Consider the following 23112-nt stretch of genomic DNA (forward strand, 5'->3'; position numbering starts at 1 on the left):
AATGAAAAGATTAATACAGTTATTAATTTTCATTTTACTAACTATAATCACTCAAGTTGGCGGTATAATTTTTATACTGTCAACTTTTTTATTTTTAAAAAACACTCCGTACAAAAAACTAAAAAACACAACAATTTTTATTGGAATATATTTAACAGCTACATTTATTTTAATACCACCTATCGCCTCTTTTTGTGGAAGAGAAAAAATAAGTAATTCTAGTTTTGTTTCTCCTCACTCCTACTTAACAATAGTATTAAACAGAAACTATGTAAGCACTCCCCTAAACAAATCATTACAAACTATAGGTAAAAAATTTAATGATAAATACCCGAATCTACAACTGGTATATCTAGATGCTAATTTTCCTTTTCTTAATGGATTTCCTTTACTACCTCACTTAAGTCATAATGATGGAAAAAAAATAGACCTTTCATTTATTTATAAAAATATAGCAGGAAAACATACTAATCAAAAACCATCCAACACTGGTTATGGTATTTTTGAAATACCTAAAGAGCAAGAAAAAAGCACTACTAATTTCTGTAAATCAAAAGGATATTGGCAATATGACTTCACTAAATACTTAACATTTGGTTCAAACAAGAGTTTGATTTTTTCAAATACAGCAAATGCATTTTTAATTAACTTAATTGCAAAAGATAAAAATGTTCAAAAAATTTTTATTGAACCTCATTTAAAAAAACGATTAAGTATAAGTTCTACTAAAGTTCCTTTTCAAGGTTGTAAGGCAGTTAGACATGATGATCACATTCATTTTCAAATTCACTAATACCTTAAACTCTACTAACTAACCTAGATTTAATATCTCCTACATAATAATTACCAGTTATTTAGTACTTACGCATGGTTCAAAAATTATTTTAAGTGTTTTTTAACACCGCTTTATTTATGCACCTAAGTTGCAAATTCAAAAGAAACTCTTATATTCGCAACTTAGTTGCTTTAATTATTTAATCCATGAAACTTACTTTATCTAAATCAGATAATATTGGTATTCTTGCTAGTACATTATGCATGCTTCATTGCATTGCTACTCCTTTTTTATTTATTGTACAAACTTGTTCAACGAGCTGTTGTAATGCAACACCAACTTGGTGGCAATGGATAGATTACATCTTTTTAACTATTTCTTTTTTTGCTGTTTATCATTCTACCAAAAACACTTCTAATACTATAATTAAACCTGCTTTATGGGTAAATTGGTTAGCTTTATTTATAGTAATACTTAATGAGAAAACACAGTTAATCAATCTTCATGAAACAATTAAATACATAGTAGCACTTTTACTAATGGGACTTCATTTATATAATCAAAAATATTGTCAATGTAAAAATGACAAATGCTGCACAAAACATGGATAAAAAACAAATTGAATTAATTGGAGACAACCACATAAGCTCTAACATAGAAACGCCTTTATTACCAAATGCTTTTGATAAATCTGATGATGAAAAGATTAAAAATATAGAGCTTTATTTTGGAAAAATAATGACTGAACTTGGACTCGATTTAACTGATGATAGTTTATCTGGAACACCATATAGAGTTGCTAAAATGTATGTGAAAGAATTATTTTATGGCTTAGCTCCAAAAAACAAACCAAAACTATCAATATTTGAAAATAAATATGGCTACAAAAAAATGTTAGTTGAGCAGAATATCACAATTGATTCAGCTTGCGAACATCATTTTTTACCCATAACTGGACATGCCCATATTGCGTATATCCCAAAAGATAAAGTAATCGGTTTATCAAAAATAAACAGATTAGTAGATTACTATGCACATCGCCCACAAGTGCAAGAAAGATTATCTCTACAAATTCTTAAAAATTTACAAAACGTTTTAAAAACAGATGATGTAATTGTAATGATATGCGCTAAACATCTATGTGTTTCTTCAAGAGGTATAAAAGATAAAGATAGCTATACAACAACTTTAGAGTATGGCGGATCTTTTAGTGATAAATTAAATCGTGACGAATTTATAAATATAATTAATAATCAAACACCATAAATTATGATAACTAAAGAACAAATAGTAAACATTCAAAATAGCTGGGGAGAAGGAGTTGTAAAAATTGGTTCATTAAAAGATAACAGAACTGAATGTGAAAATTTTGCAAGTCAATTTCTTGATGAACTTTATAACTTTGAATCTGGATTGGTATCATTTAAACCGACTAAATGTTCGTTAGAACAATTCAGACCCACAAAACCAGAGGCTTTATCTTATTTTATTGCTGGAGAAAATCGCGCTTGTGAAGAGGATAAAGGATTCGCTATACAGCCATGGACAAAAGTACGTTTTGAAAATTCTAATCTAATTTTAGAGGAAAATCGCGCATTAGCTATGGGTAACTATTTTTTTACTGATTTAAACGGTAGTGAAGCAAAAGTTGAATATACTTTTAGTTATAAACTTGTTAATGGAAAACTAAAAATTGATTTACACCATTCTTCATTCCCTTATAATCCTGAAGCTATAAGCTAATGCATAACCGTCTTTTCCTTTTATGTCCTACAGATTGTTTAGAATCTACTATCAACAATGAATTTAAGTGTAAAAATTATTTTTACACCTCACTAGGAAATTCTTTTGTTACTAATAATAAAACGATTGAGTATCTAAAGCAAACAATTAATAAACATAACATTAAAGAAATATCATTTATTTTATCTAGTAATAATGACATTATTAACGATGCATTAAGCACTCAAGATTTTTCTAAAATAAGGGGATTAAAAAGACTATACGATGAAATTATACAACAAAAAAAACATACTGAAGTATTGTGGAAAAATACAGATAGTCAGTTTTCAATTCTTTCTTATTTCTTGAATTATAAAATAAAAGAGTTACAGTTTGAATTAGGTGGTATTATAAATTCTAAGTTAAAAATTAATGGTAAGATTTACAATCGGTTTGAGAATGTTTTTGAAAACATTCATCCAAACCTAATTTGTATTCAAAAACATTACCTAAATTAAATACAAATGGAATACAACAGAAGAAAGTTTATTTCCTTTTTAGGCAAAGCTAGTTTAGGCGCTATTATTTCACCACCCTTTTTAATTAGCTGTGGTAAAAATAGTACTCCTTCAAATACTAAGAAAGTAGCTTATAAAAATCTTGAAAAACTAAAGAAAGTTACTTTAGAAGCTTTAGCTCCTACAAACGAAGATAATTTAGTATTAACTAAAGGATTAGAATATCATACCATAATAAAATGGGGGGATAAAATTAATGACACCGACACTTTTGGATTTAACAATGACTTTAATTGTTACATCCCTTTTGATGATAATAATCCTAAAGATGGATTATTATGGGTTAATCATGAATACGTAAACCCCCTTTTTGTCTCAAACTTTAATTATAGAGAATCCAAAAAACTTAATCAAGATAAAACAAAAGAACAAGTTGATAAAGAAATGTACAATGTTGGTGGAAGCATTGTAAGAGTTAAAGAAGAGAATGGAATATGGGAAATTGTTCCAAACGATCCACATAACAGACGAATAACAGCTAAAACTCCAATGAACCTTAACTGGGATCATCCTATTAAAGGAAAAAACACAGTTATTGGAACAAATAGTAATTGCTCTGGAGGAATTACCCCTTGGAAAACATTTATCACTTGTGAAGAAAATTATGATAGTTGCTTTGGTGAAACTAAATATGATGAAACAAATGTAGCTACTCATCAACCAAGTAACTATGGGTGGGAAAAATTTTACAATTACCCTCCTGAACATTATGGCTGGGTAGTAGAAATAGAGCCAAACAGTGGAGCTGCTCAAAAACATATAGCATTAGGAAGGTTTGCTCATGAATGTTGTACATTATATGAACTTAAAGATAAACGAGTAGTAGCATATACTGGAGATGATAAAAACGATGAACATTTATATAAATTCATTTCTTCAAAGCCACAATCTTTAAAAGAAGGTACACTTTATGTTGCCGACACTATCAATGGGAAATGGCTTGCATTAGACTGGGATAGTCAACCTATTTTAAAAGACAAATTTAAAAATCAAACAGAGGTTTTAATTAGAGCTAGAGAAGCTTCAAAGCTACTAGGTGCAACTGAATTAAACAGACCTGAAGATATTGAAATTGATCCAATAACAGGAAACATTTTTGTTTCACTAACTAATAACAAAAGTAAAGGTGATTTTCATGGTTCTATTTTAAAAATTGAAGAAAACAACTTTGCTTTTGATGCATTAACCTTTAAAGCTTCTACCTATAAAGCAGGTGGAGAAGCTAACGGGTTTTCATGCCCAGATAACTTAGCTTTTGATTTATCAGGAAACCTTTGGATGACTTCTGACATCTCTGGAAACTCTATGAACAGAGAGAATAAACCTTATGTTCCCTTTAAAAACAATAGCTTATTTGTAATACCACGACACGGTATAGATGCAGGAAAAGTAGTTAGAGTTGCCTCTGCTCCTATGGATGCTGAATTTACTGGACCATGGTTCTCTCCTGATGGTAAAACATTATTTTTAAGTGTACAACACCCAGGAGAACAAACTAGAGATCTAAAAAATCCTACAAGCAAATGGCCTTTTGATAAAGATGGTATTCCTAAACCAGCTGTTGTTGCTATTACAGGTGATTTAATCGAAAAAATGAATATGCTTAATAAAATAGAATCTTAATCAAGATTAAGAAATCATGAGGTATAAACTAGCTACAATTTTACTTTTTATTCTTTACAATTCTTATAATTTACATGCTCAAAATGGAAAAATTATAAAGAAAGAAAAACTTATTTTAAGTAAGTCAACACTAACAAAAATTCAAAGGGCTGATTCTAATATGATTTCAGCATTAAAAAAAGTTGAGTTTTATAGTATAACATACCTATCTGACTCATTAAAAATTAAAGGTTTTATTGCTAAACCAATTAGGGAAGGTAATTTTCCTTGTATTATTTCAAATAGAGGAGGTACTGGAAATTTTGGAGAATGGAACGAAATTGGCGTTGGTTTCTTTCTTGGAAAACTTGCAAGTTGGGGGTATGTTGTAGCAGCTAGTCAATATAGAGGAAATAGCGGTAGTGAAGGAAAAGAAGAAATAGGCGGTAGTGACGTAAATGATGTTTTAAACCTTATTCCAACTTTAAATGAAATTGAAAATGCGGACACCTCTAGAATAGGTATCGAAGGTGCTAGTAGAGGTGGCATGATGACCTACCTAGCCCTTAAAAAAACTTGTACTTTTAAAGCTGCAGTAGTTCTTGCTGGTGCAGCCAATTCGTTTACAGCTCTTAAAAATCGTCCAGAATTTGAAAAACATGTATACGCTAAGTATATTCCAAATTATAACGACAACAAAGAGAAAGAACTTAAAAAACGATCTGCTGTATTCTGGGCTAATAAAATGTGTAAAACAACACCAATTTTAATAATGCATGGAAGCTCAGATTGGCGTGTTCAAGCTACTGAATCATTAGAATTGGTTAGCAACTTATATAAGTATAAACATCCTGTCCGTTTTATTTTATTCGAAGGAGCTGATCATGGAATAAGAGAATTTCGTGATGAATTTTTCTCTCAAACTAAAAGTTTTTTTGATTATTACTTAAGAGATCTTAATGATTTACCAAACATGAAATTACACGGAAGATAAAAAGTTAAGTGCTTAATAAGCTTTCCTATAAACTTTAAGACTTTTACTCATGTGAATGCATTAAAAAAGTCGGATACTAAAAAAGAACATCTTTAAATTAAATTGAAATATAAACCATTAACTATTTCAAAAACAACATGAAAAAACTACCAGTAACAGTATTAAGTGGATTCCTAGGAGCTGGAAAAACCACATTATTAAACCATGTACTACATAATAAAAAAGGTTTAAAAGTAGCGGTAATTGTTAACGACATGAGCGAAGTTAACATTGATGCTCAATTCATTGAAAATGAAAATACACTATCTAGAACTGAAGAAAAACTAGTAGAAATGTCTAATGGTTGTATTTGCTGTACACTTCGTGAAGACCTTATGGTAGAAGTAGAAAAACTAGCATCTCAAAATAAATTTGATTATCTATTAATTGAAAGTACAGGTATAAGTGAACCTATTCCAGTTGCACAAACATTTAGTTTTGAAAGTGAAGATGGGAAGATAGATCTTAGTCGTTTTAGTTATATAGACACAATGGTTACAGTTGTTGATGCTTTTAATTTCTTAAAAGATTTTTCAAGTTCAGATTATCTTACAACTAGATCACTTACAAATATAGAGGGTGATAATAGAACTATTGTAAATTTATTAACTGATCAAATTGAATTTGCAAACGTAATCATCATTAATAAAATTGATCTTGTAACCACTGAACAAGTAGAAGAACTTCATGCTATTATTCATAAATTAAATCCAGAAGCTGAAATCATTACAACTAATGAGTCTCAAGTTGAATTAAAAAATGTTCTTAATACTGGCTTATTTGATTATGAAAAAGCAGAAGCATCAGCTGGTTGGGTAAAAGAGTTAGAAAATGAACATGTCCCAGAAACTGAAGAATACGGTATTGGATCTTTTGTATTCAGAAATAAAAAACCATTTCATCCAGAACGTTTTTTAACCTACTTAAACCAACATTTCCCACAAAATATTATCAGAAGTAAAGGCTTATTTTGGCTAGCTTCAAGACCTAATCAAGCTTTATTATGGAGTTCTGCCGGAGGCTCTTGCAAAGCTGATAGCGCAGGTGTTTGGTGGGCTTCCATGCCTTTTTCTGAACGAATTAACTATGCTTCATTTACTGAAAATAAAGATTTAATTGAATCAACCTGGGATTCTTCTTTTGGGGATAGAAAAATAGAGTTAGTTTTTATTGGACAACATCTAAACAAAATAAAAATGATCAAAGAATTAGAAAATTGTTTGTTAACAGATTTAGAAATACAAGCTTGGAAAAAACAGTTATTTCCTAAACAAGACCAATGGCCAATAGCTATTTAAATTTCCTATAAAGAATATAAAAACATAAGATGTTACAAACAGAATACCTTACTTTTCAATATAAAAAAGGAAATCAAATTTTTAAATTTCCAAATATTACTTTAGAAAAACGAGAAAACTTGCTCATTTTAGGGAAATCTGGTATTGGAAAAACAACACTACTACATCTTTGTGCTGGTTTATTAACTCCTCTTTCAGGAAAAATAACAATCAACAAAACAGACATTAATTCACTATCAAATAATGAATTAAATACATTTAGAGGTAAAAACATTGGGCTTGTTTTTCAAAAAAATCATTTAGTTCAATCTTTAAATGTATTTGAGAACTTACAAACACGTCTTTTTTTCAGCAAAAAAAACACAACTAACAAAGAGATTGAAGATCTATTGAAGCAGTTAGATATTTATGATTTAAAAAACAAAAAAGTAAACAAATTAAGTGAAGGTCAATTACAGCGACTAGGAATAGCTTTATCTATAATTCATAATCCCAAAGTTATTTTAGCTGATGAACCCACCTCTAGTTTAGATGATCAAAACTGTAATACTGTTATTAAAATTTTAAAAGAGCAGGCAAAACTAACAAGTGCTAATTTAATCGTTATTACTCACGATCATAGACTAAAATCACACTTCCAAAACTCAATTACATTATGAACATTTGGAAAATTAGTATTCAAAATATAAAATCAAAACCATTATATAGTTTTTTAAGCATTTTTATTTTATCGCTAAGTGTCACCCTTCTTTTAGGTATTCAACAATTAAAAAAATCTTTTGAAACTCAAATTGAAAATAACTTAAGCCAAATTGATTTAGTTATTGGAGCCAAAGGAAGTCCTTTACAGTTAACCTTAGCTTCTGTATTACATATAGATAACCCAACTGGGAACATTCCTTATGAGGATGCCAAAAAAATAGGTAAAAACTCAATGATTAAACTTGCAGTTCCTATTTCTTATGGAGATAATTACAAAGGATATAGAATTGTAGGTACAACAAATCAATTTATCTCTCTTTATAAAGCCGAGTTAAAAAAAGGTCGTAAAGTTCAAAAAGCTATGGAAGTGATTTTAGGAAATACCGTAGCTAAGGAATTACACCTAAAAATAGGAGATTCTTTTTTAAGTTCTCATGGACTAATAGAAAATAATATAGAGGTACATTCAGACAAGTTAACGATAGTAGGTATTTTAAAACCAACGCAAAAAGTAATAGATCGCTTAATAATTACCAATTTAGAAAGTGTATGGGAAACACATGATCATGGTAACAATGAGCATCATGAAGAACAAGAACATCATGAAGAGCATAAACACCATGAAGAACACGAAGATAAAGAAATCACCTCTTTATTAGTAACTTTTAAAAATCCAAGAGCTTTTTTAACTATTCCTAGAAAAATTAATAAGCATACTAGTATGCAAGCTGCTTTGCCTAAATATGAATTGGGGAAGTTATATAAATACACAAACATTGGACTTCAAACTATTTCTTGGATAGGTTATTTAATTCTTATAATTTCTTGTGTTATTATTTTCATAAGCTCCTATAAAATGATAAAAGAACGAGCTTTTGATTTAGCTATTTTACGAACTTATGGAGCTAATAATTATCAATTAATTAAGATGGTAATTTACGAAGGTGGAATTATAGTATTAATTGCTTTTTTATTGGGGTTCCTATTAATCAAAATAGCATTAGGAACTATCGTTAGTTTAATACAAATTAGTAACCAACAAATTATACTTCAAGAATTAGTTTTTAAAGATTTTTTGCAAATAGCTTCGTTTGTTTTCTTAATGGTCTTTCTTTCCATTTCTTTAGCTATTTATCCAATAATAAACATGAATATATCTACAATTTTAAGCAATGAGAAATAAAGTTCTTTTTATGTTTTTTTTCCTATCTTTTTATTTGATCTTTGGTCAGCAAAAAGTAACTTGGAAAGATTTATCTAAAGTAAAATTTACGAAAAAATATTTTCCTGATTATGATGAAACCTTATTGCATCCAAAATTTTCAGACTCTGTTAAAGCTTTAGATGGAAAACAAATAACTATTACTGGTTATTTTTTAAGTTTAGACCTTAGCGAAAAATACAACATCTTATCAAAAGGTCCAATGTCTGCTTGTTATTTTTGTGGTATTGGTGGCCCAGAAACCACCATAGAACTACAATCTAATTTTAAACTAAAATTTATAACAGACAATATAGTATCAATAACAGGAACATTAAAACTTAACGACTCAGATGTTGAACATTTTAATTATATACTAACTAACTGTAAAGGAACATTAGTTAAATAAAATTTTATTTAAATGAAATTATCATATTTATTTTGTTTTTTTTTGGCAATTACTTCCTGTAAAAAAAACAATACACAACTCACCAAAATAACTGCTAAAACAATAGCAATTGATAGCACAATACAATCTTCAGAAAAAATAGAAGACACTATAGCTCCTTACAAAAAAAAGCTAGCAGATAATATGTCTAAAGTACTAAGTTATACGCCAGAAAAATTAACTAGACAAGGTATTAATATGCAAAGTAATTTAGGAAATTTATTAGCTGATTTATGTATTGAAATGGCTGCCCCAATTTTTAAAGAGAAAAGCAACACCTCTATTGATTTTTCTATGTTTAATCATGGAGGAATACGTGCAACAATTCCTGCTGGAAAAATAACAAAAGAACACGCTTTTAAATTAATGCCTTTTGAAAATGAGCTCGTAGTAGCAGAAATTACAGGAAACAAAGTAATTGAACTTGTTAATTATTTCATCGAAAACAAAGTAGCGAACCCCCTATCGAAAAATATAGAATTAACAATTAAAGAAAACAACTACTCTTTAAAAATTAATGGTGAAATATTCGATAAAAATAAAACATACTCTGTATTAACATCTGATTTTTTACAAGGCGGTGGTGACAAAATGATTTTTTTTAAAAACCCAAAAAAGTTAACAAAATTAAACTACAAAGTTAGAGACGCTATTATCAACTACTTTAAAAAAGTGGACACCCTGAAAACCTCAATAGATAACCGCATAATTATTAAATAATGAAAAGACGTGATTTTATTAAACAGTTAGGAGGAGCTTCAACACTTGCTATGATTGGTGGATTAACATTACCGTCATTTATTCCAAAAAAACAAAAACATATCACCATTCTACATACAAATGACACACATAGTCATATTGAGCCTTTTAAAGCAAATCATACTAGATACGCAAATAGAGGTGGTGTTTCTAGACGCGCGTCTTTAATTGAACAAATACGATTAGAAAACAAAAACACTTTGCTTCTAGATGCTGGAGATATTTTTCAAGGAACTCCTTATTTTAATTATTTCGAGGGTGCTCTTGAATTTAAACTAATGAGTATGCTGAAATACGATGTTGCCACTATTGGAAATCACGATTTCGATAATTCTATAAATGGCTTATATAAACAGCTCCCAAATGCTAAATTCGACTTTGTCTCTGCTAATTACGATTTTAAAAACACTGTTTTAGATACACACGTAAAACCCTACAAAATCATTTTTAAAGATGGTATTAAAATAGGAATATTTGGATTAGGTATTGAATTGGATGGATTAGTAGACAAAAGAATGTACAAAGAAACTACTTATCTAAATCCTATTGAAATAACCCAAGACATAACAAACACCCTTAAAAACGAAGAACACTGTGATTTAATTATTTGTTTATCTCATTTAGGATATTATTATAAAAACAATCCTGACACCATTTCTGATTTAAACTTAGCTAAAGCTACTAAAAATATTGATTTAATTATTGGGGGGCATACACATACATTTTTACCTAAACCAACTATTATAAGAAATATTGACGATAAAAATACTCTTATCAATCAAGTTGGTGCTTACGGAGTCAATCTAGGTAGAATTGATTTTTATTTTGATGAAAACAATAATAAAACATCTAATGGAACTACTATTTTAGTATAAAAAAGTTAACTAATTTTACTCGAATTTACATAAATAACCAAGACGTAAACTATATCCATTACATATTACTCTAATAATTATTAGTAATTTAGTTTCCTAAAAAAACTAATGTTAACAAAAGTTTCTTTCTATATAACCGCTATAGTTTGTTTAATTACTGCTTTTGTAATTAAACGTGTATACTTTAAAGAAAAAAACAAAAACACTGATACCAATTCAATACAGGGTATTAAGTGGTTTGCTTTAGCTATTTTTTCTTGGGGAGCAGGTGCTTTTATAAATATAATTTTAACTTCTGTTTTCAATATTTCTACTAACCATAAAATTATTATTAGTCTAGGAGTTTTCTTCTCATTAGTTAATTCTTTGTTTATATTAATGTCTATACCTTCAATAGAACATTATGAAAAAAGAAGTATTGTTATTAGAATCATAGAACGATTCACTAATAGAGAAGTTTTTATAATTTTCGGAGGAATTTTAGGTATGATTGCTTCCGTATTTTTAATTTCATTTTATAGTAATAACAATGAAAATGCAAGTAATAATGTAATTTGGTTAATTGATATCCCAATTTCATTAGTTGTTGCATTTTCTTTACTTCAAGAGTTGAATAAAGCATTCAAAAATAGAGGTATGCGATTTATGTACCTCCCTACTTTTGCTTTATTTGTTTTAATAATAATTGCAGTTACCCACAGAATTATTCCTGAAACTCAAATTCAATATTGGATACCTTTAAGCACATGGAACATATTAGGAATTGTTACTGCACTATCTTTTAAATTTTTATTCATCCTATTGTTCACAATACTTTTATACAGCTGGAAATTATTAGCCGAAAAAGAAGAACAACAATCTGAATTTATAAAAATAAAAACGATAAAAGAGACATTAGAGAAAGACAAAGAAACTCTATTAATAGCAAATGAAAGTCACTTAGACACAATAAAACACTTAAAATCCGAAATAGATCAACAAAAAAAGAAGTATAAAAAGTTAAAAAAATCTTCAAAAGTTGAACTATCTGATCGTCAAAAAGAAGTATTAGCAAACCTTGGTGTTTGTGGAACAAAAAAATCATATACCGAAATTGCAGAAGCTATGAATATTAGTGTAGATGGATTTCAAGCTCATATTTACCAAATAAAAAAAGCCTTAAATGTCTCTGGGTCTGACGGAAAAGAACAATTAATAAGTTATGCTATTGATAAAAACCTGTTAGGTTTTGCCACTATTTCCTGTAGTTAAATTAAATACTTAATCATATACTTAACCATACAAACTCTTATTTTCATCAATGCGTAACCTTTTATTTTAAACTGATTATAAGCAATTTAGCAGAAATCAATTTAAAACATCCATGAAACGTTTAATTACTTTTATTACCTTATTCATTTCTCCATTAATTACTGTAGCTCAAAACACAACTCAATCTTTAGATCAAAAAATCAATCAATCTTTTCATAATGCTACTAGTTGGTTTACCGATACCATACTATATCAAATCCCTATTACAGAAAACATAGCTATTCCTTGGGTTTTAATAATTCTAGTTGGTGGAGCATGTTATTTTTCAATTTATTTTAAAGGAATTAATTTTAGTGGTTTTTTTACAGCTATAAATGTAGTAAGAGGAAAATACGACAGCATAGATAAACCTGATAATAAAACAGACATTGCTAAAACCATAAAAGTAGAAGGCAATGGAGAGGTTTCTCATTTCCAAGCATTAACTGCTGCCCTATCTGCTACAGTTGGATTAGGAAATATTGCTGGAGTAGCAATTGCTTTATCTATTGGTGGTCCTGGTGCTACATTTTGGATGATTATTGTTGGTTTATTAGGAATGGCTTCTAAGTTTGTCGAATGTACTTTGGGAGTAAAATACAGAGAAATAGAAACTGATGGAACTGTATTTGGAGGCCCTATGTATTACCTTAAAAACGGTTTAAAAGAACTTGGCCTTAATAAAATTGGAAAAACTCTTTCTATAATTTTTGCTATAATGTGCGTTGGAGGTTCATTTGGTGGTGGAAATATGTTTCAAGTAAATCAAGCTTTTAAATTATTTGAATATGTTACTGGTGGTGAGCAAAGTTTTATTTATGGTAAAGGTTGGTTATTTGGACTGGTTATGGCCATATTTGCTGGGATCGTTATTATAGGTGGTATCAAAAAAATAGCAAAAGTAACAGACAAAGTGGTGCCTGTAATGGTATTAGTATACGTGATAGCTGTAATCATAATTTTATCAATAAATTACACACAAATTCCAGTTGCTTTTAACCAAATCATAGAAGGTGCTTTCAATCCTACAGGAATTGCTGGAGGAATGGTTGGTGTACTTATTCAAGGGTTCAGAAGAGGTGCGTTTTCTAATGAAGCTGGTATTGGTTCATCATCAATTGCACATGCAGCTGTAAAAACAAATTATGCAGCTAGTGAAGGTTTAGTTGCCTTGTTAGAGCCATTTATTGATACTGTTCTTGTATGTACAATGACAGCTTTAGCTTTAATTATAACTGGACAAATAACACCTGGTAACACCATTTCGTTTGAACAAGGGGCAATACTTACTTCTAAAGCTTTAGAAAGTGGAATTTCATGGTTTCCATACATACTAACAATAGCAGTAATTTTATTTGCTTTCTCATCTATGATATCTTGGTCTTATTATGGTTACCAAGCTTGGTCTTATCTTTTTGGAAGAGAAAAAAGAACAGGAAATGTTTATAAAATTATCTTTTGTATTTTCACTATTATTGGTGCAGCTGCTAGTTTAAATGCTGTGATTGATTTTTCAGACGCCATGGTTTTTGCTATGATGGTTCCTAACATGATAGGTTTAATTTTACTAGCTCCTAAAGTTATTAAAGAGCTTAAAAGGTATAAATCTGCCATACAAAACAATTTATCTTAATTCTATTTTGTAGATTTATAGCATATAAAGATCTAGATTTAAATGAAAAAATTAACCTTACTAACTATTGCTTCTGTTATTATATTCTCTTGTAAAACAGAACAAAAAGAAATATCAAAATCCCCCGCTAAATTTTCCGTTGAAGAAAAAAAAGATTCAACCAATATTAAACATCTTTTTAATACTGCTTTAACCCAAGGAAAATCTTATGAATGGCTACGAGATTTAACATCAAATATTGGAGGTAGATTATCAGGTTCTCCTGAAGCAGCAAAAGCAGTAATTTGGGGTGAAAAAATAATGAATGAAGTTGGTCTTGACTCAGTTTGGTTACAACCTGTAATGGTTCCTCATTGGGTTCGTGGAGAAAAAGAAGAGGCTAATTATACAATTAACGGTAATAAAATTAATGTTCCTATTTGTGCTTTAGGGTTCTCTATTGCTACTCCAACAAATGGAATAACTGCTGAAGTTATTGAAGTTAAAAGTTTAGAAGAAGCTAAAAAACTAGGAGATAAAGCAAAAGGCAAAATTGTTTTTTTTAATGGTGCTTTTGACAATACTCTTATACACACTTTTAAAGCTTATGGAGGTTGCGTTGGTCAACGTTTTGCTGGCGCATCTGTTGTTGGACCTTTTGGAGCAAAAGGGATGATTGTTCGTTCAATGACCAACGGTATTAATGATTACCCTCATACAGGGTCTATGGGATATGGAGATATTGCTAAAGAACATCAAATACCAGCAGCTGCTATTAGTTCTAGAGGTGCTGAAAACTTAAGTAAACACTTAAAAAACAACCCTAATTTAAAATTTTACTTTAAACAAAGTTGTAAAACCTTACCAGACGCTCCTTCTTTTAATGTAGTTGGAGAAATTAAAGGAAGTCTAAACCCAGATAAAATAATGGTAGTTGGTGGACATCTAGATTCTTGGGATCTAGGCGATGGTGCTCATGATGACGGAACTGGAATAGTACAATCATTAGAAGTAGCTTACTTATTTAAAAAAAATAACATAAAACCCAAAAACACAATTCGTATCGTTTTCTTTATGAATGAAGAAAATGGTATGAAAGGAGCTACAGAATATGCTCGTTTAGCAAAAGAAAATGGTGAATTACATATTGGTGCATTAGAATCGGATGCAGGAGGTCATACGCCTAGGGGTTTTTCAATTGATGCCAACCAAAAAAATGTTCATTTACTACAAAGCTGGAAGAAACTATTAGCACCATACGGTTTACATGATATTGATAAAGGAGGAAGTGGAGCTGATATCGGTCCATTAAAAGACGACCATGTTACTTTGGTTGGTTACCGCCCAGATTCTCAACGTTATTTTGATTATCATCATACGGTTACAGATACATTTGACAAAGTAAATAAAAGAGAATTAGAATTGGGAAGCGCATCAATGGCTAGTATAATTTATTTAATGGATAAATATTTATACACTAATGAAACATTGAAACCTTAATCATGAAATATTTAATTTTAACGTTAAAAATTCTTTTAGCTATTTTTTTAATTTATGGTGGTTTTAATCATTTCTACAACCCTAATTTTTACAATGGATTCATTCCAGATTTCTTACCTAATTTAGCTATAAACTATATAATAGGAGCTATTGAAATACTTCTAGGAATTGGACTTTTTTCAAAAGGGTATAAAAAGAAATCGGCTTATGGTATATTTTTATTAATGATACTATTTATGCCTATACACATATGGGACTCTTTAAAAGAAGAACCAGCTATTGGATCAAAATCTGCTTCTTATATAAGAATAGGTGTTCAAATTTTATTCATAATTTGGACTTACCTTATATACAAAACTGAAGAACACAGGTCGTAAATCTTAAATAAAACATTTTTAGTTTAGCTATATGAATTTATCATATAGCTTTTTTTTTATAAAAAAAACACTAATAAAAGTAAAAGTTCGACTCTCTATTCCTCTTTTTTATATTTAAATACAGTAAGTGTTTTTAAACTCTCCCTCCTTCTAATTTTCATTCCTAAATGAACAAGATTATCTATTATTCTTAATTTTCTTCAAAAAAAATAAAAAAAAATAAAAAAAATCACAACTCAAACAACAACACTATCAAGCTAAAAATAAACCACTTAATTCCCTTACAATTTCATTACCTCAATAATCATAGCGTTTAAACCTACTTTTTAACAAAAAAATAATTAGGGTGTTATTGTCTTTGCTTGTTTAACCTACACGGCTATTAAAAATCTTCATTAAAAACTTCACCCATCACGGACCAGTGCATAGGGTGAATAAACCTATTTTACAATTAAAAACAATCATTTATGAAAAACAATCAAAAACAGCTATTTTTTAAACAAAAAGTATTTTTACTTCTTTTTATTACATTTTTTACCAATCAAACTATTTCAGCACAAGAAAAATTTAGAGTAAGTTTATCTGGAGGAGGAAACAGTAACGACATAACCTACAGTGCTAGCAATAGAGTAAACACAGAATATACTGGAAATACTGGATCTTATTTTAAAGCTGGATTTAATTTTAAAGTTTACAAAAATATAAGCATCCAAACTGGATTAACTTATATTAACAAAAATTACAAATACCAAAGAACAGGTGCTCAAGAAGGAATTGGTACACTTCATAGAGCTAAATATTTTAATATTCCTGTAATGGTAGGAATTCAACCTTTACATAATGCATTAAAAAACACAAAATTCAATTTTGAAGTTTTTGCAGGAACTTATGTGGGTTGGTGGAATTCTTTAGAAAGAGAAAGTACTGTTGAAGTTTTTGGAGGATTAAACTTTAACGGTTTCCCTAGAAAAACAGTAATAGAATCTTATGATTTTGATAAAAATGAAAATCAATTTAACAGAGTAGATTACGGTTTACAAGCTGAAACTAGATTTGGTTATAACGTTTATAAAAATTTGAGTGTATTTATTGAGTACTCTTTTATGTATGGACTATCTGACAACCAAAAGAAACAATTAAGAAAAACGTCTAACTATTATTACACTACCTCTAATTACGGTATTGGAATATCTTACAACTTTTAATATTAATTATTATGAAAAAAATCACATACATTTTACAAATATTTATAGTATTAATATCTTTCTCTACACTACAATCTTGTAGAGAAGACTCATTAGAAATTGCAGAATTGAATAGAACAGCTGTAAATAGCTATTCTGATCTTTTCAATGCTTTTTGGGATACTATGAACAACGATTATAATTATTTCAACGAACAAGAAGAAAACTGGGATGATATTTACAGAAAATACAGTCCTAAATTCAAAGCTTTTTCTACTTTTAATAAAGCGAACGTTGATCCTATTTTAGCTGAAAAAGAAGCTAATTTAGCTTTTAAATATTTTGCTGAAATTATCACTAATAAAATATTAGATCAACACTTTGGATTAAGTGTTGTAATTCCTATACCTAGTGTAAAGTCATTAAATCGTCAAACTACTATGACAGAATCATTTGTAAGTAACATGACTTACAAATATACTGAAGAAGATGGTTTTGTAAACTTAGGTAGAACTCAAAGAAACCCAAGAGTAAGTCAACGTGACGTAAGAAGGGTTATGGGGCTTCAAAAATTAGATCCTGCATCTATATATGTTGGTGGTCCACTTTTAGCTGGATTCTTAAAAAGTGATCCTGAAACTATGTACATTCAATTATCTCAATTTAATGTTATTAGTCATGCTATTAATGATGGGGCTTTTCCAATCTTAAAAGATATTAACAGTCTTTCAGGAATCAACCAATCATATTTCAAGGCTTTAAAAGACTTAGACAATACATCTGGTTCTCAATTTGAAAACATGATGAATGATAATTTAAGTGAACTTAAAAAATTAGTTTCAACAGTTATCGCTTCAAACGAATATAAAAATTACACTACTGCTCTTGATAAATTCAAAAGCACTGAACTTGTTGACGATCTTGAAGCAAGCTTAACTCCTTTAGCTAACTTTACAACTACTGCTAAAGCTAGTTTTGATACTAAAAACGATGCTGTTTTACCTTTATTAAGAGCATACTACAACAACCCATCAACTACTGCTGGTCAAAAAGCTGCTGTTAATGAGTTATATGGTATATATGTAAAACGTATAAAAAGTTACCAAACTATTTCTAGTTTCATCTTTTCTACAACTTTATGGGGAATTTTTCCAATAACTAATGATTTTGATGATGTATTAAGTTCTATAGCTAGAAACTATTCTTTCGATCTTTATAAAAAAGTATATAATCCAATTGCAAACGGTAAAGTAAAGAAAGTTGTTTTAGACTTAAGAAGTAATGGTGGTGGTGCTGTAATTGATGCACGTATATTTACAGAAAGATTTGTAACCCAACAAAAAGTTTGGGGATATCAAAGAACAAAAGAAGGTAATGGTAGATTTAACTATAGCCCATGGGTGCCAGTTGAAACTAATCCTCATAAATTCGGAATTAAGCAGAATGTACCTACAGCTATTTTAATTGATGAATCATCAGTTAGTATGTCTGAAATCAGTACAATGATGATTAAATCTCAAGGAAACCATGTAACAATTGTTGGTGACAACAGTGCTGGTGGAACTGCTGGTTTAGGTGGTCAAGATACTTTTAATGGTGGAAATAGATTAAATAATGGATATTTAAGTTTCTACATGCCTTTAATGGCTTTCCAAGATAGTAACGGAAAGATTGTTGAAGCTGTTGGGGTAACTCCTGATGTAAAAGTAATTCCTACTCAAACACAAGTTGATCAATTAAGTACTACTTTTATTGATCCTGCTTATAATGCAGCATTAAACGCGATTAAATAAGAAAAAATAATTCTTATCATATTTTTAAAAAGGAAAACTAATTAGTTTTCCTTTTTTTATTTAAAATAAACAATAAAATTTAAATACTTTTGAAACACTATCCACTACTTAATCTAATTTTGAATGAAAAAATTAATACTTCCACTACTACTTACTTCTTTTATCATTTCTTGTAGCCAAAAAGAAAAAGCAGATTTAATTATAACAAACTCTATTACCTACACAGTAAACAATAATTTTGATAAAGCTGAAAGTTTTGCAATAAAAGACGGGAAATTTATAGCTGTTGGAACCAATACGGAAATTCAAGAAAAATATACCTCAACCAACATTATAGATGCTAAAAACAAACCTATTTACCCTGGATTCATAGATGCACATTGCCATTTTTATGGATTAGGATTACAACAACAAAAAGTAAATTTAGTTGGTACTAAAAGTTATGATGAAGTTTTACAAAAACTGATAGACTTTCAAAAAAAGAAAAACACCTTATTTATTACTGGTAGGGGCTGGGACCAAAACGATTGGGAAATTAAAGAATTTCCAACAAAAGATAAACTAGACAAACTATTTCCTTCAATACCTGTAGCTATTAGAAGAATTGATGGACATGCAATGCTAGTAAATCAAGTTGCAATTGATTTAGCTGGAATAACTATCGATTCAAAAATAGACGGCGGAGAATTTATTAAAAAAGAAGGTAAACTTACTGGTGTTCTTATTGATAACGCTATGAATTTTATCAAAGTACCGCAACCTAACAAAGCTGCTCAAATACAAGCTCTTAAAGATGCTGAAAAAATTTGTTTTGACTTAGGACTAACTACAGTAGATGATGCTGGCTTAGATAAACAAGTAATTGAACTTATAGATAGCTTGCAAAAAAGTGGAGATTTAAAAATGCGTATTTACGCAATGATTTCTAACAATAAAGAGAACTTAGATTACTATCTAAATAAAGGAATTATTAAAACTAACAGACTTAATGTACGCTCAGTAAAAGTATATGCTGATGGAGCATTAGGTTCACGTGGAGCTGCTTTAAAAGATCAATATTCTGATAAAAAAGGACATTTTGGAGCTTTAGTGAACTCTTATGAGAATTTACAAAAGCTGGCTTTAAGAATTTCCAATTCTAAATATCAAATGAACACTCATGCCATTGGTGATTCTGCTAATTACGTTATGCTTAAGACCTACAACAATGTTTTAAAAAACAAAGGAGATAGACGCTGGAGAATTGAGCATGCCCAAATAGTAGACTTAAAAGATTTTCATCATTTTAAAAATATTTTACCATCTATTCAACCAACACATGCTACTTCTGACATGTATTGGGCAGAAGATAGAGTTGGTTCACACAGAATAAAAGGTGCTTATGCTTACAATGATTTATTAAAGCAATATGGTAAGGTAGCATTAGGTACTGATTTTCCTATTGAAAACGTAAGTCCGCTATACACTTATTATGCTGCTACCATTAGAAAAGATTTAAAAGGGTATCCAGAAAACGGATATCAAATTAACAATGCTTTAACTAGAGAGGATGCTTTAAGAGGAATGACGATATGGAATGCTTATGCGAATTTTGAGGAATCTGAAAAAGGAAGTATTGAAATTGGAAAAGTAGCTGATTTTGTAATTTTAGAAAACGATATTATTACTATAGAGGGTAACAAAATTCCAAAAACTAAAGTAAAATCCACCTATATCAATGGTGAAAAGGTTAATTGATGCATCTTTTTTCTAAAAGTTTAGTCTATTGATAAAACTATTTCAATTATGACTAAACAACAACAAAAGAAAGAATTTCACAATCAGCTATTATTAAGTAAAATGGCACTTAAAAGTAACAACTTTGAAGTGTCATTTTATCATTTAGAAAACGCTCATATCTTAGGTCAAAAACATATTTATAGACACACAGTATCTCACTACTGGATGTTAATTTTTGGATTGAAAACAAAAAACTATAAAGAAACGATTGGTCAATTTTTTAGAATGATAGCCTCTATTTTATTCACCTTAATATGGGTTCCAACAGGTAACACAGGTGGCACAAACATTTCTCCTTTAAAACCAATTCCAATTAGAAAAGAGCTTAAAAAATTTTTCTTAAACTAATTGCATCTTTTTAAAGTATTTCTGGTCTACTATATGAATTTAAAATATAAACACCATGAAATATAAAAACCAATGTACTTGCACTTGTGAAGGGTGTAAAACTGGAAGTTGCTTAAATTGTACTTGCGAAAACTGCACTTGTAACAATTGCAACTGTTAATCAATTAATTTGTTAACTCTATAACAGAAATTATTCTTACCTTTAAGAGTAGTTTCTGTTTTATTAATAAACACTAAAATGACAACAAAACAGGTTTGGACTAAATACGCTAGTGATCTTAGAAATTTTATTCTAGGTAAAGTAAAAAACACGACAGTTACTGAAGATATTTTACAAGATACTTTTATAAAAATACACACCAAACTTCATACTCTAAAGAATATTACCAAATTAAAGCCATGGATTTTTAGTATCGCTAGAAATTCAATTATGGATTATTTTAAAAGTATCAATAGAGTTTCTGAATTTACAAATTCAGAAACAGAAACTTATATTGAAGAAAATAGCCATACTGAAAAAGATTGCTTACGCGGTATCTTACAAAACTTACCTAAAAAATATCGAAATCCTTTATTTTTATCCGATATAAAAGGATTAAAACAACAAGAAGTAGCAAACTATTTAAATCAAAGCTTACCTACAACAAAATCACAAATACAACGTGCTAGAAAATTAATCGCCCAAGGCTTTATGGATTGCTGTGGTTACGTATTAAATGAAGAAGGAAAACTAGTAGGTGAAGTTCAAGATAAAGATGATTGTAAGATTTGTGGATAACACTTCTTAATTCATCTTTTTTATCCTTCTACATTAAAAAAAATCTCTTAAAAAATAAGTTAAACAACTTACCTACTTCTTTCTATACCTAATTACCAAACTCATATGTTCGAATACATGGCTTCTATATAATTTTCTAAAAATTCTATTCATTAATTCCTCAACTTTAAATTGAAATCAAAAAAATATATTTCAATACATCTTAACATAGTTATTGTAAGTGCATATCACTTAACCCTATTTAGTACCATAAATTAAAATAAGCAAAAGGTTCGTAAATCTTCCAATTTACCAACACTCTTTAATCATGACGTAAGTCTACTTAAAAGTTAAAAATAATTAGAGCCAGTAACTAATGTATGAAACGGGGCGAAACCGAAAAGCCACAAGAGTAGGAATTAACATCAGATTCACATTATGAAAAATTACCGACTACAAAAAAACATTTCATTTTTCTTAACATTATCACTAACAGCATTGGTATTTATAACATGTACCAGTAGTACCTCCGAACCTATAAAACTTGGTGAGAATATAAGTAGAGAACAAGCAATATTTGTGATACGACATTGTGAGGATATTGACCCTCCGTTTCCAAATAATAATGGTAAAGGTTACAATTATATTCTTCCTTCAAAGAAAACCATAAATGTACCACACATACGATTAAGTCAACCTGGTTTTAAAAAAGCTGACCTTATTGGTAAGGTACTTTCCAAATGGATTAATGACAATACAAACTTCCTACCTATTGGGCAAGTAACTACACAAAACCCACTTGGCTCTAGTACAACTCAGAATCCTTTTTGTACAGCATTCCCAACAATAAATCCAGGTATACTACCAGGTTTTACTCACCAAAACCCGAATCCAAACCCTAATAAAAGTCCAGATCCAAATCAACCAACCTATCCTGATATGGCTAAACTTCCTACGAAAGTCAATTTTTTCAATGGTATTAAAGACCTTAAAGAAGCCATGACTAAAGACTTCACTGGAACATTATTTGTTGACTCTAACCATTCTACATTCGTTACAATGACTCGCCAAACATTGTTTAGCCCATGTTCAAGTTCTGATAAGACATGTACCGACACTAAAAAACATACTCTTGATACCTCTCTATTCTTAGGAACTCTTACTAATAGTAGCGACTTTGATAAAATAGTGTATCCTTTAAAAGGGAAAACATTATATATTTTTTCAAAAATAAATATCTCTTCAAAAAAATTCGATAAACTAGAAGTATTCAGCATAAACGATGATGGAACAATCACTAGTAATTAGTAAAATCCTTTCTTTAAATAATGAGCTCTATCAAAATCTCCTAAAGCTAAAACTTTAGGAGACTTTACAGCCATATTCCTATTTCTTCTTTTCATACCCCAGTAAAAAACAATTATTATATTTAAATAATACTCTCTTTACAATTAACTCATATTAGTTTCATTGATTTGT

At 29.4% G+C, this 23112-nt stretch carries 23 protein-coding genes; all 23 read left to right on the plus strand.

Annotation, left to right across the window (positions count from 1 at the left end; translation table 11 throughout):
- Position 1: 1 nt before the first annotated feature.
- Complete coding sequence (locus ACKTTQ_RS12735) at positions 2–793, plus strand: hypothetical protein (RefSeq protein WP_408049402.1); 792 nt, start codon at positions 2–4, stop codon at positions 791–793.
- A gap of 188 nt (positions 794–981) precedes the next feature.
- A complete protein-coding gene (locus ACKTTQ_RS12740) occupies positions 982–1386 on the plus strand; it encodes a MerC domain-containing protein (protein ID WP_408049403.1) in 405 nt (134 codons plus the stop codon).
- Positions 1379–2041: a GTP cyclohydrolase I FolE gene (gene folE / locus ACKTTQ_RS12745; protein ID WP_299135583.1), complete on the plus strand. Its 663-nt coding sequence runs from the start codon at positions 1379–1381 to the stop codon at positions 2039–2041. Before ACKTTQ_RS12740 ends, folE begins: the two co-directional genes overlap by 8 nt.
- A 3-nt stretch (positions 2042–2044) precedes the next feature.
- Positions 2045–2518, plus strand: coding sequence for a hypothetical protein (locus ACKTTQ_RS12750; RefSeq protein ID WP_408049404.1), 474 nt, complete (start codon positions 2045–2047; stop codon positions 2516–2518).
- On the plus strand, positions 2518–3015 hold the full coding sequence (locus tag ACKTTQ_RS12755) for a hypothetical protein (RefSeq protein WP_408049405.1): 498 nt from the start codon (positions 2518–2520) through the stop codon (positions 3013–3015). The genes ACKTTQ_RS12750 and ACKTTQ_RS12755 overlap by 1 nt, the downstream gene beginning before the upstream one ends.
- Positions 3016–3021: 6 nt before the next feature.
- Positions 3022–4698 (plus strand): PhoX family protein, encoded by a 1677-nt coding sequence (locus tag ACKTTQ_RS12760; protein ID WP_408049406.1) that lies wholly within the window; start codon positions 3022–3024, stop codon positions 4696–4698.
- Between the two features lie 16 nt (positions 4699–4714).
- On the plus strand, positions 4715–5671 hold the full coding sequence (locus ACKTTQ_RS12765) for an alpha/beta hydrolase family protein (RefSeq protein ID WP_408049407.1): 957 nt from the start codon (positions 4715–4717) through the stop codon (positions 5669–5671).
- Between the two features lie 137 nt (positions 5672–5808).
- A complete protein-coding gene (locus ACKTTQ_RS12770; RefSeq protein ID WP_093870527.1) occupies positions 5809–7008 on the plus strand; it encodes a GTP-binding protein in 1200 nt (399 codons plus the stop codon).
- 29 nt (positions 7009–7037) lie between these two features.
- Complete coding sequence (locus tag ACKTTQ_RS12775; protein ID WP_113785609.1) at positions 7038–7667, plus strand: ABC transporter ATP-binding protein; 630 nt, start codon at positions 7038–7040, stop codon at positions 7665–7667.
- Entirely contained in the window at positions 7664–8893 is a 1230-nt protein-coding gene (locus ACKTTQ_RS12780) for an ABC transporter permease (RefSeq protein WP_408049408.1), read from the plus strand. Before ACKTTQ_RS12775 ends, ACKTTQ_RS12780 begins: the two co-directional genes overlap by 4 nt.
- On the plus strand, positions 8883–9320 hold the full coding sequence (locus tag ACKTTQ_RS12785; RefSeq protein ID WP_408049409.1) for a hypothetical protein: 438 nt from the start codon (positions 8883–8885) through the stop codon (positions 9318–9320). The genes ACKTTQ_RS12780 and ACKTTQ_RS12785 overlap by 11 nt, the downstream gene beginning before the upstream one ends.
- Positions 9321–9332: 12 nt before the next feature.
- Positions 9333–10079, plus strand: a complete 747-nt coding sequence (locus ACKTTQ_RS12790) for a 5'-nucleotidase C-terminal domain-containing protein (protein WP_408049410.1) — start codon at positions 9333–9335, stop codon at positions 10077–10079.
- A complete protein-coding gene (locus tag ACKTTQ_RS12795; protein ID WP_408049411.1) occupies positions 10079–10993 on the plus strand; it encodes a bifunctional metallophosphatase/5'-nucleotidase in 915 nt (304 codons plus the stop codon). Before ACKTTQ_RS12790 ends, ACKTTQ_RS12795 begins: the two co-directional genes overlap by 1 nt.
- Positions 10994–11101: 108 nt before the next feature.
- Positions 11102–12244 (plus strand): helix-turn-helix transcriptional regulator, encoded by a 1143-nt coding sequence (locus ACKTTQ_RS12800; RefSeq protein ID WP_113785604.1) that lies wholly within the window; start codon positions 11102–11104, stop codon positions 12242–12244.
- A 112-nt stretch (positions 12245–12356) separates the two neighbouring features.
- Complete coding sequence (locus tag ACKTTQ_RS12805; RefSeq protein WP_299135597.1) at positions 12357–13916, plus strand: alanine/glycine:cation symporter family protein; 1560 nt, start codon at positions 12357–12359, stop codon at positions 13914–13916.
- Positions 13917–13958: 42 nt separating this feature from the next.
- Positions 13959–15395 carry a M20/M25/M40 family metallo-hydrolase gene (locus tag ACKTTQ_RS12810; RefSeq protein WP_113785602.1) on the plus strand — a complete coding sequence of 479 codons (1437 nt, stop codon included), beginning with the start codon at positions 13959–13961 and terminating at the stop codon, positions 15393–15395.
- Positions 15396–15397: 2 nt separating this feature from the next.
- Positions 15398–15772 carry a MauE/DoxX family redox-associated membrane protein gene (locus ACKTTQ_RS12815; protein WP_113785601.1) on the plus strand — a complete coding sequence of 125 codons (375 nt, stop codon included), beginning with the start codon at positions 15398–15400 and terminating at the stop codon, positions 15770–15772.
- A 467-nt stretch (positions 15773–16239) separates the two neighbouring features.
- A complete protein-coding gene (locus tag ACKTTQ_RS12820; protein WP_299135601.1) occupies positions 16240–16977 on the plus strand; it encodes an outer membrane beta-barrel protein in 738 nt (245 codons plus the stop codon).
- A gap of 11 nt (positions 16978–16988) precedes the next feature.
- Positions 16989–18749, plus strand: a complete 1761-nt coding sequence (locus tag ACKTTQ_RS12825; protein ID WP_093870516.1) for a S41 family peptidase — start codon at positions 16989–16991, stop codon at positions 18747–18749.
- 123 nt (positions 18750–18872) lie between these two features.
- Positions 18873–20486 carry an amidohydrolase gene (locus tag ACKTTQ_RS12830; protein WP_408049412.1) on the plus strand — a complete coding sequence of 538 codons (1614 nt, stop codon included), beginning with the start codon at positions 18873–18875 and terminating at the stop codon, positions 20484–20486.
- 48 nt (positions 20487–20534) lie between these two features.
- Positions 20535–20876 (plus strand): DUF3703 domain-containing protein, encoded by a 342-nt coding sequence (locus ACKTTQ_RS12835; protein ID WP_408049413.1) that lies wholly within the window; start codon positions 20535–20537, stop codon positions 20874–20876.
- 238 nt (positions 20877–21114) lie between these two features.
- On the plus strand, positions 21115–21654 hold the full coding sequence (locus tag ACKTTQ_RS12840) for a sigma-70 family RNA polymerase sigma factor (protein ID WP_299135604.1): 540 nt from the start codon (positions 21115–21117) through the stop codon (positions 21652–21654).
- A 417-nt stretch (positions 21655–22071) separates the two neighbouring features.
- Entirely contained in the window at positions 22072–22941 is an 870-nt protein-coding gene (locus ACKTTQ_RS12845) for a hypothetical protein (RefSeq protein ID WP_408049414.1), read from the plus strand.
- Positions 22942–23112 lie beyond the last annotated feature (171 nt).

Origin of the sequence: Tenacibaculum halocynthiae (assembly GCF_964512825.1) — a bacterium.
Classification (GTDB): Bacteria; Bacteroidota; Bacteroidia; order Flavobacteriales; family Flavobacteriaceae; genus Polaribacter; species Polaribacter halocynthiae.

Excerpts from the sequence above, each read along its gene's own strand:
- ACKTTQ_RS12735 (WP_408049402.1), top strand. The coding sequence starts at position 2 with ATGAAAAGATTAATACAGTTATTAATTTTCATTTTACTAACTATAATC.
- ACKTTQ_RS12740 (WP_408049403.1), top strand. The coding sequence starts at position 982 with ATGAAACTTACTTTATCTAAATCAGATAATATTGGTATTCTTGCTAGT.
- folE (WP_299135583.1), top strand. The coding sequence starts at position 1,379 with ATGGATAAAAAACAAATTGAATTAATTGGAGACAACCACATAAGCTCT.
- ACKTTQ_RS12750 (WP_408049404.1), top strand. The coding sequence starts at position 2,045 with ATGATAACTAAAGAACAAATAGTAAACATTCAAAATAGCTGGGGAGAA.
- ACKTTQ_RS12755 (WP_408049405.1), top strand. The coding sequence starts at position 2,518 with ATGCATAACCGTCTTTTCCTTTTATGTCCTACAGATTGTTTAGAATCT.
- ACKTTQ_RS12760 (WP_408049406.1), top strand. The coding sequence starts at position 3,022 with ATGGAATACAACAGAAGAAAGTTTATTTCCTTTTTAGGCAAAGCTAGT.
- ACKTTQ_RS12765 (WP_408049407.1), top strand. The coding sequence starts at position 4,715 with ATGAGGTATAAACTAGCTACAATTTTACTTTTTATTCTTTACAATTCT.
- ACKTTQ_RS12770 (WP_093870527.1), top strand. The coding sequence starts at position 5,809 with ATGAAAAAACTACCAGTAACAGTATTAAGTGGATTCCTAGGAGCTGGA.
- ACKTTQ_RS12775 (WP_113785609.1), top strand. The coding sequence starts at position 7,038 with ATGTTACAAACAGAATACCTTACTTTTCAATATAAAAAAGGAAATCAA.
- ACKTTQ_RS12780 (WP_408049408.1), top strand. The coding sequence starts at position 7,664 with ATGAACATTTGGAAAATTAGTATTCAAAATATAAAATCAAAACCATTA.
- ACKTTQ_RS12785 (WP_408049409.1), top strand. The coding sequence starts at position 8,883 with ATGAGAAATAAAGTTCTTTTTATGTTTTTTTTCCTATCTTTTTATTTG.
- ACKTTQ_RS12790 (WP_408049410.1), top strand. The coding sequence starts at position 9,333 with ATGAAATTATCATATTTATTTTGTTTTTTTTTGGCAATTACTTCCTGT.
- ACKTTQ_RS12795 (WP_408049411.1), top strand. The coding sequence starts at position 10,079 with ATGAAAAGACGTGATTTTATTAAACAGTTAGGAGGAGCTTCAACACTT.
- ACKTTQ_RS12800 (WP_113785604.1), top strand. The coding sequence starts at position 11,102 with ATGTTAACAAAAGTTTCTTTCTATATAACCGCTATAGTTTGTTTAATT.
- ACKTTQ_RS12805 (WP_299135597.1), top strand. The coding sequence starts at position 12,357 with ATGAAACGTTTAATTACTTTTATTACCTTATTCATTTCTCCATTAATT.
- ACKTTQ_RS12810 (WP_113785602.1), top strand. The coding sequence starts at position 13,959 with ATGAAAAAATTAACCTTACTAACTATTGCTTCTGTTATTATATTCTCT.
- ACKTTQ_RS12815 (WP_113785601.1), top strand. The coding sequence starts at position 15,398 with ATGAAATATTTAATTTTAACGTTAAAAATTCTTTTAGCTATTTTTTTA.
- ACKTTQ_RS12820 (WP_299135601.1), top strand. The coding sequence starts at position 16,240 with ATGAAAAACAATCAAAAACAGCTATTTTTTAAACAAAAAGTATTTTTA.
- ACKTTQ_RS12825 (WP_093870516.1), top strand. The coding sequence starts at position 16,989 with ATGAAAAAAATCACATACATTTTACAAATATTTATAGTATTAATATCT.
- ACKTTQ_RS12830 (WP_408049412.1), top strand. The coding sequence starts at position 18,873 with ATGAAAAAATTAATACTTCCACTACTACTTACTTCTTTTATCATTTCT.
- ACKTTQ_RS12835 (WP_408049413.1), top strand. The coding sequence starts at position 20,535 with ATGACTAAACAACAACAAAAGAAAGAATTTCACAATCAGCTATTATTA.
- ACKTTQ_RS12840 (WP_299135604.1), top strand. The coding sequence starts at position 21,115 with ATGACAACAAAACAGGTTTGGACTAAATACGCTAGTGATCTTAGAAAT.
- ACKTTQ_RS12845 (WP_408049414.1), top strand. The coding sequence starts at position 22,072 with ATGAAAAATTACCGACTACAAAAAAACATTTCATTTTTCTTAACATTA.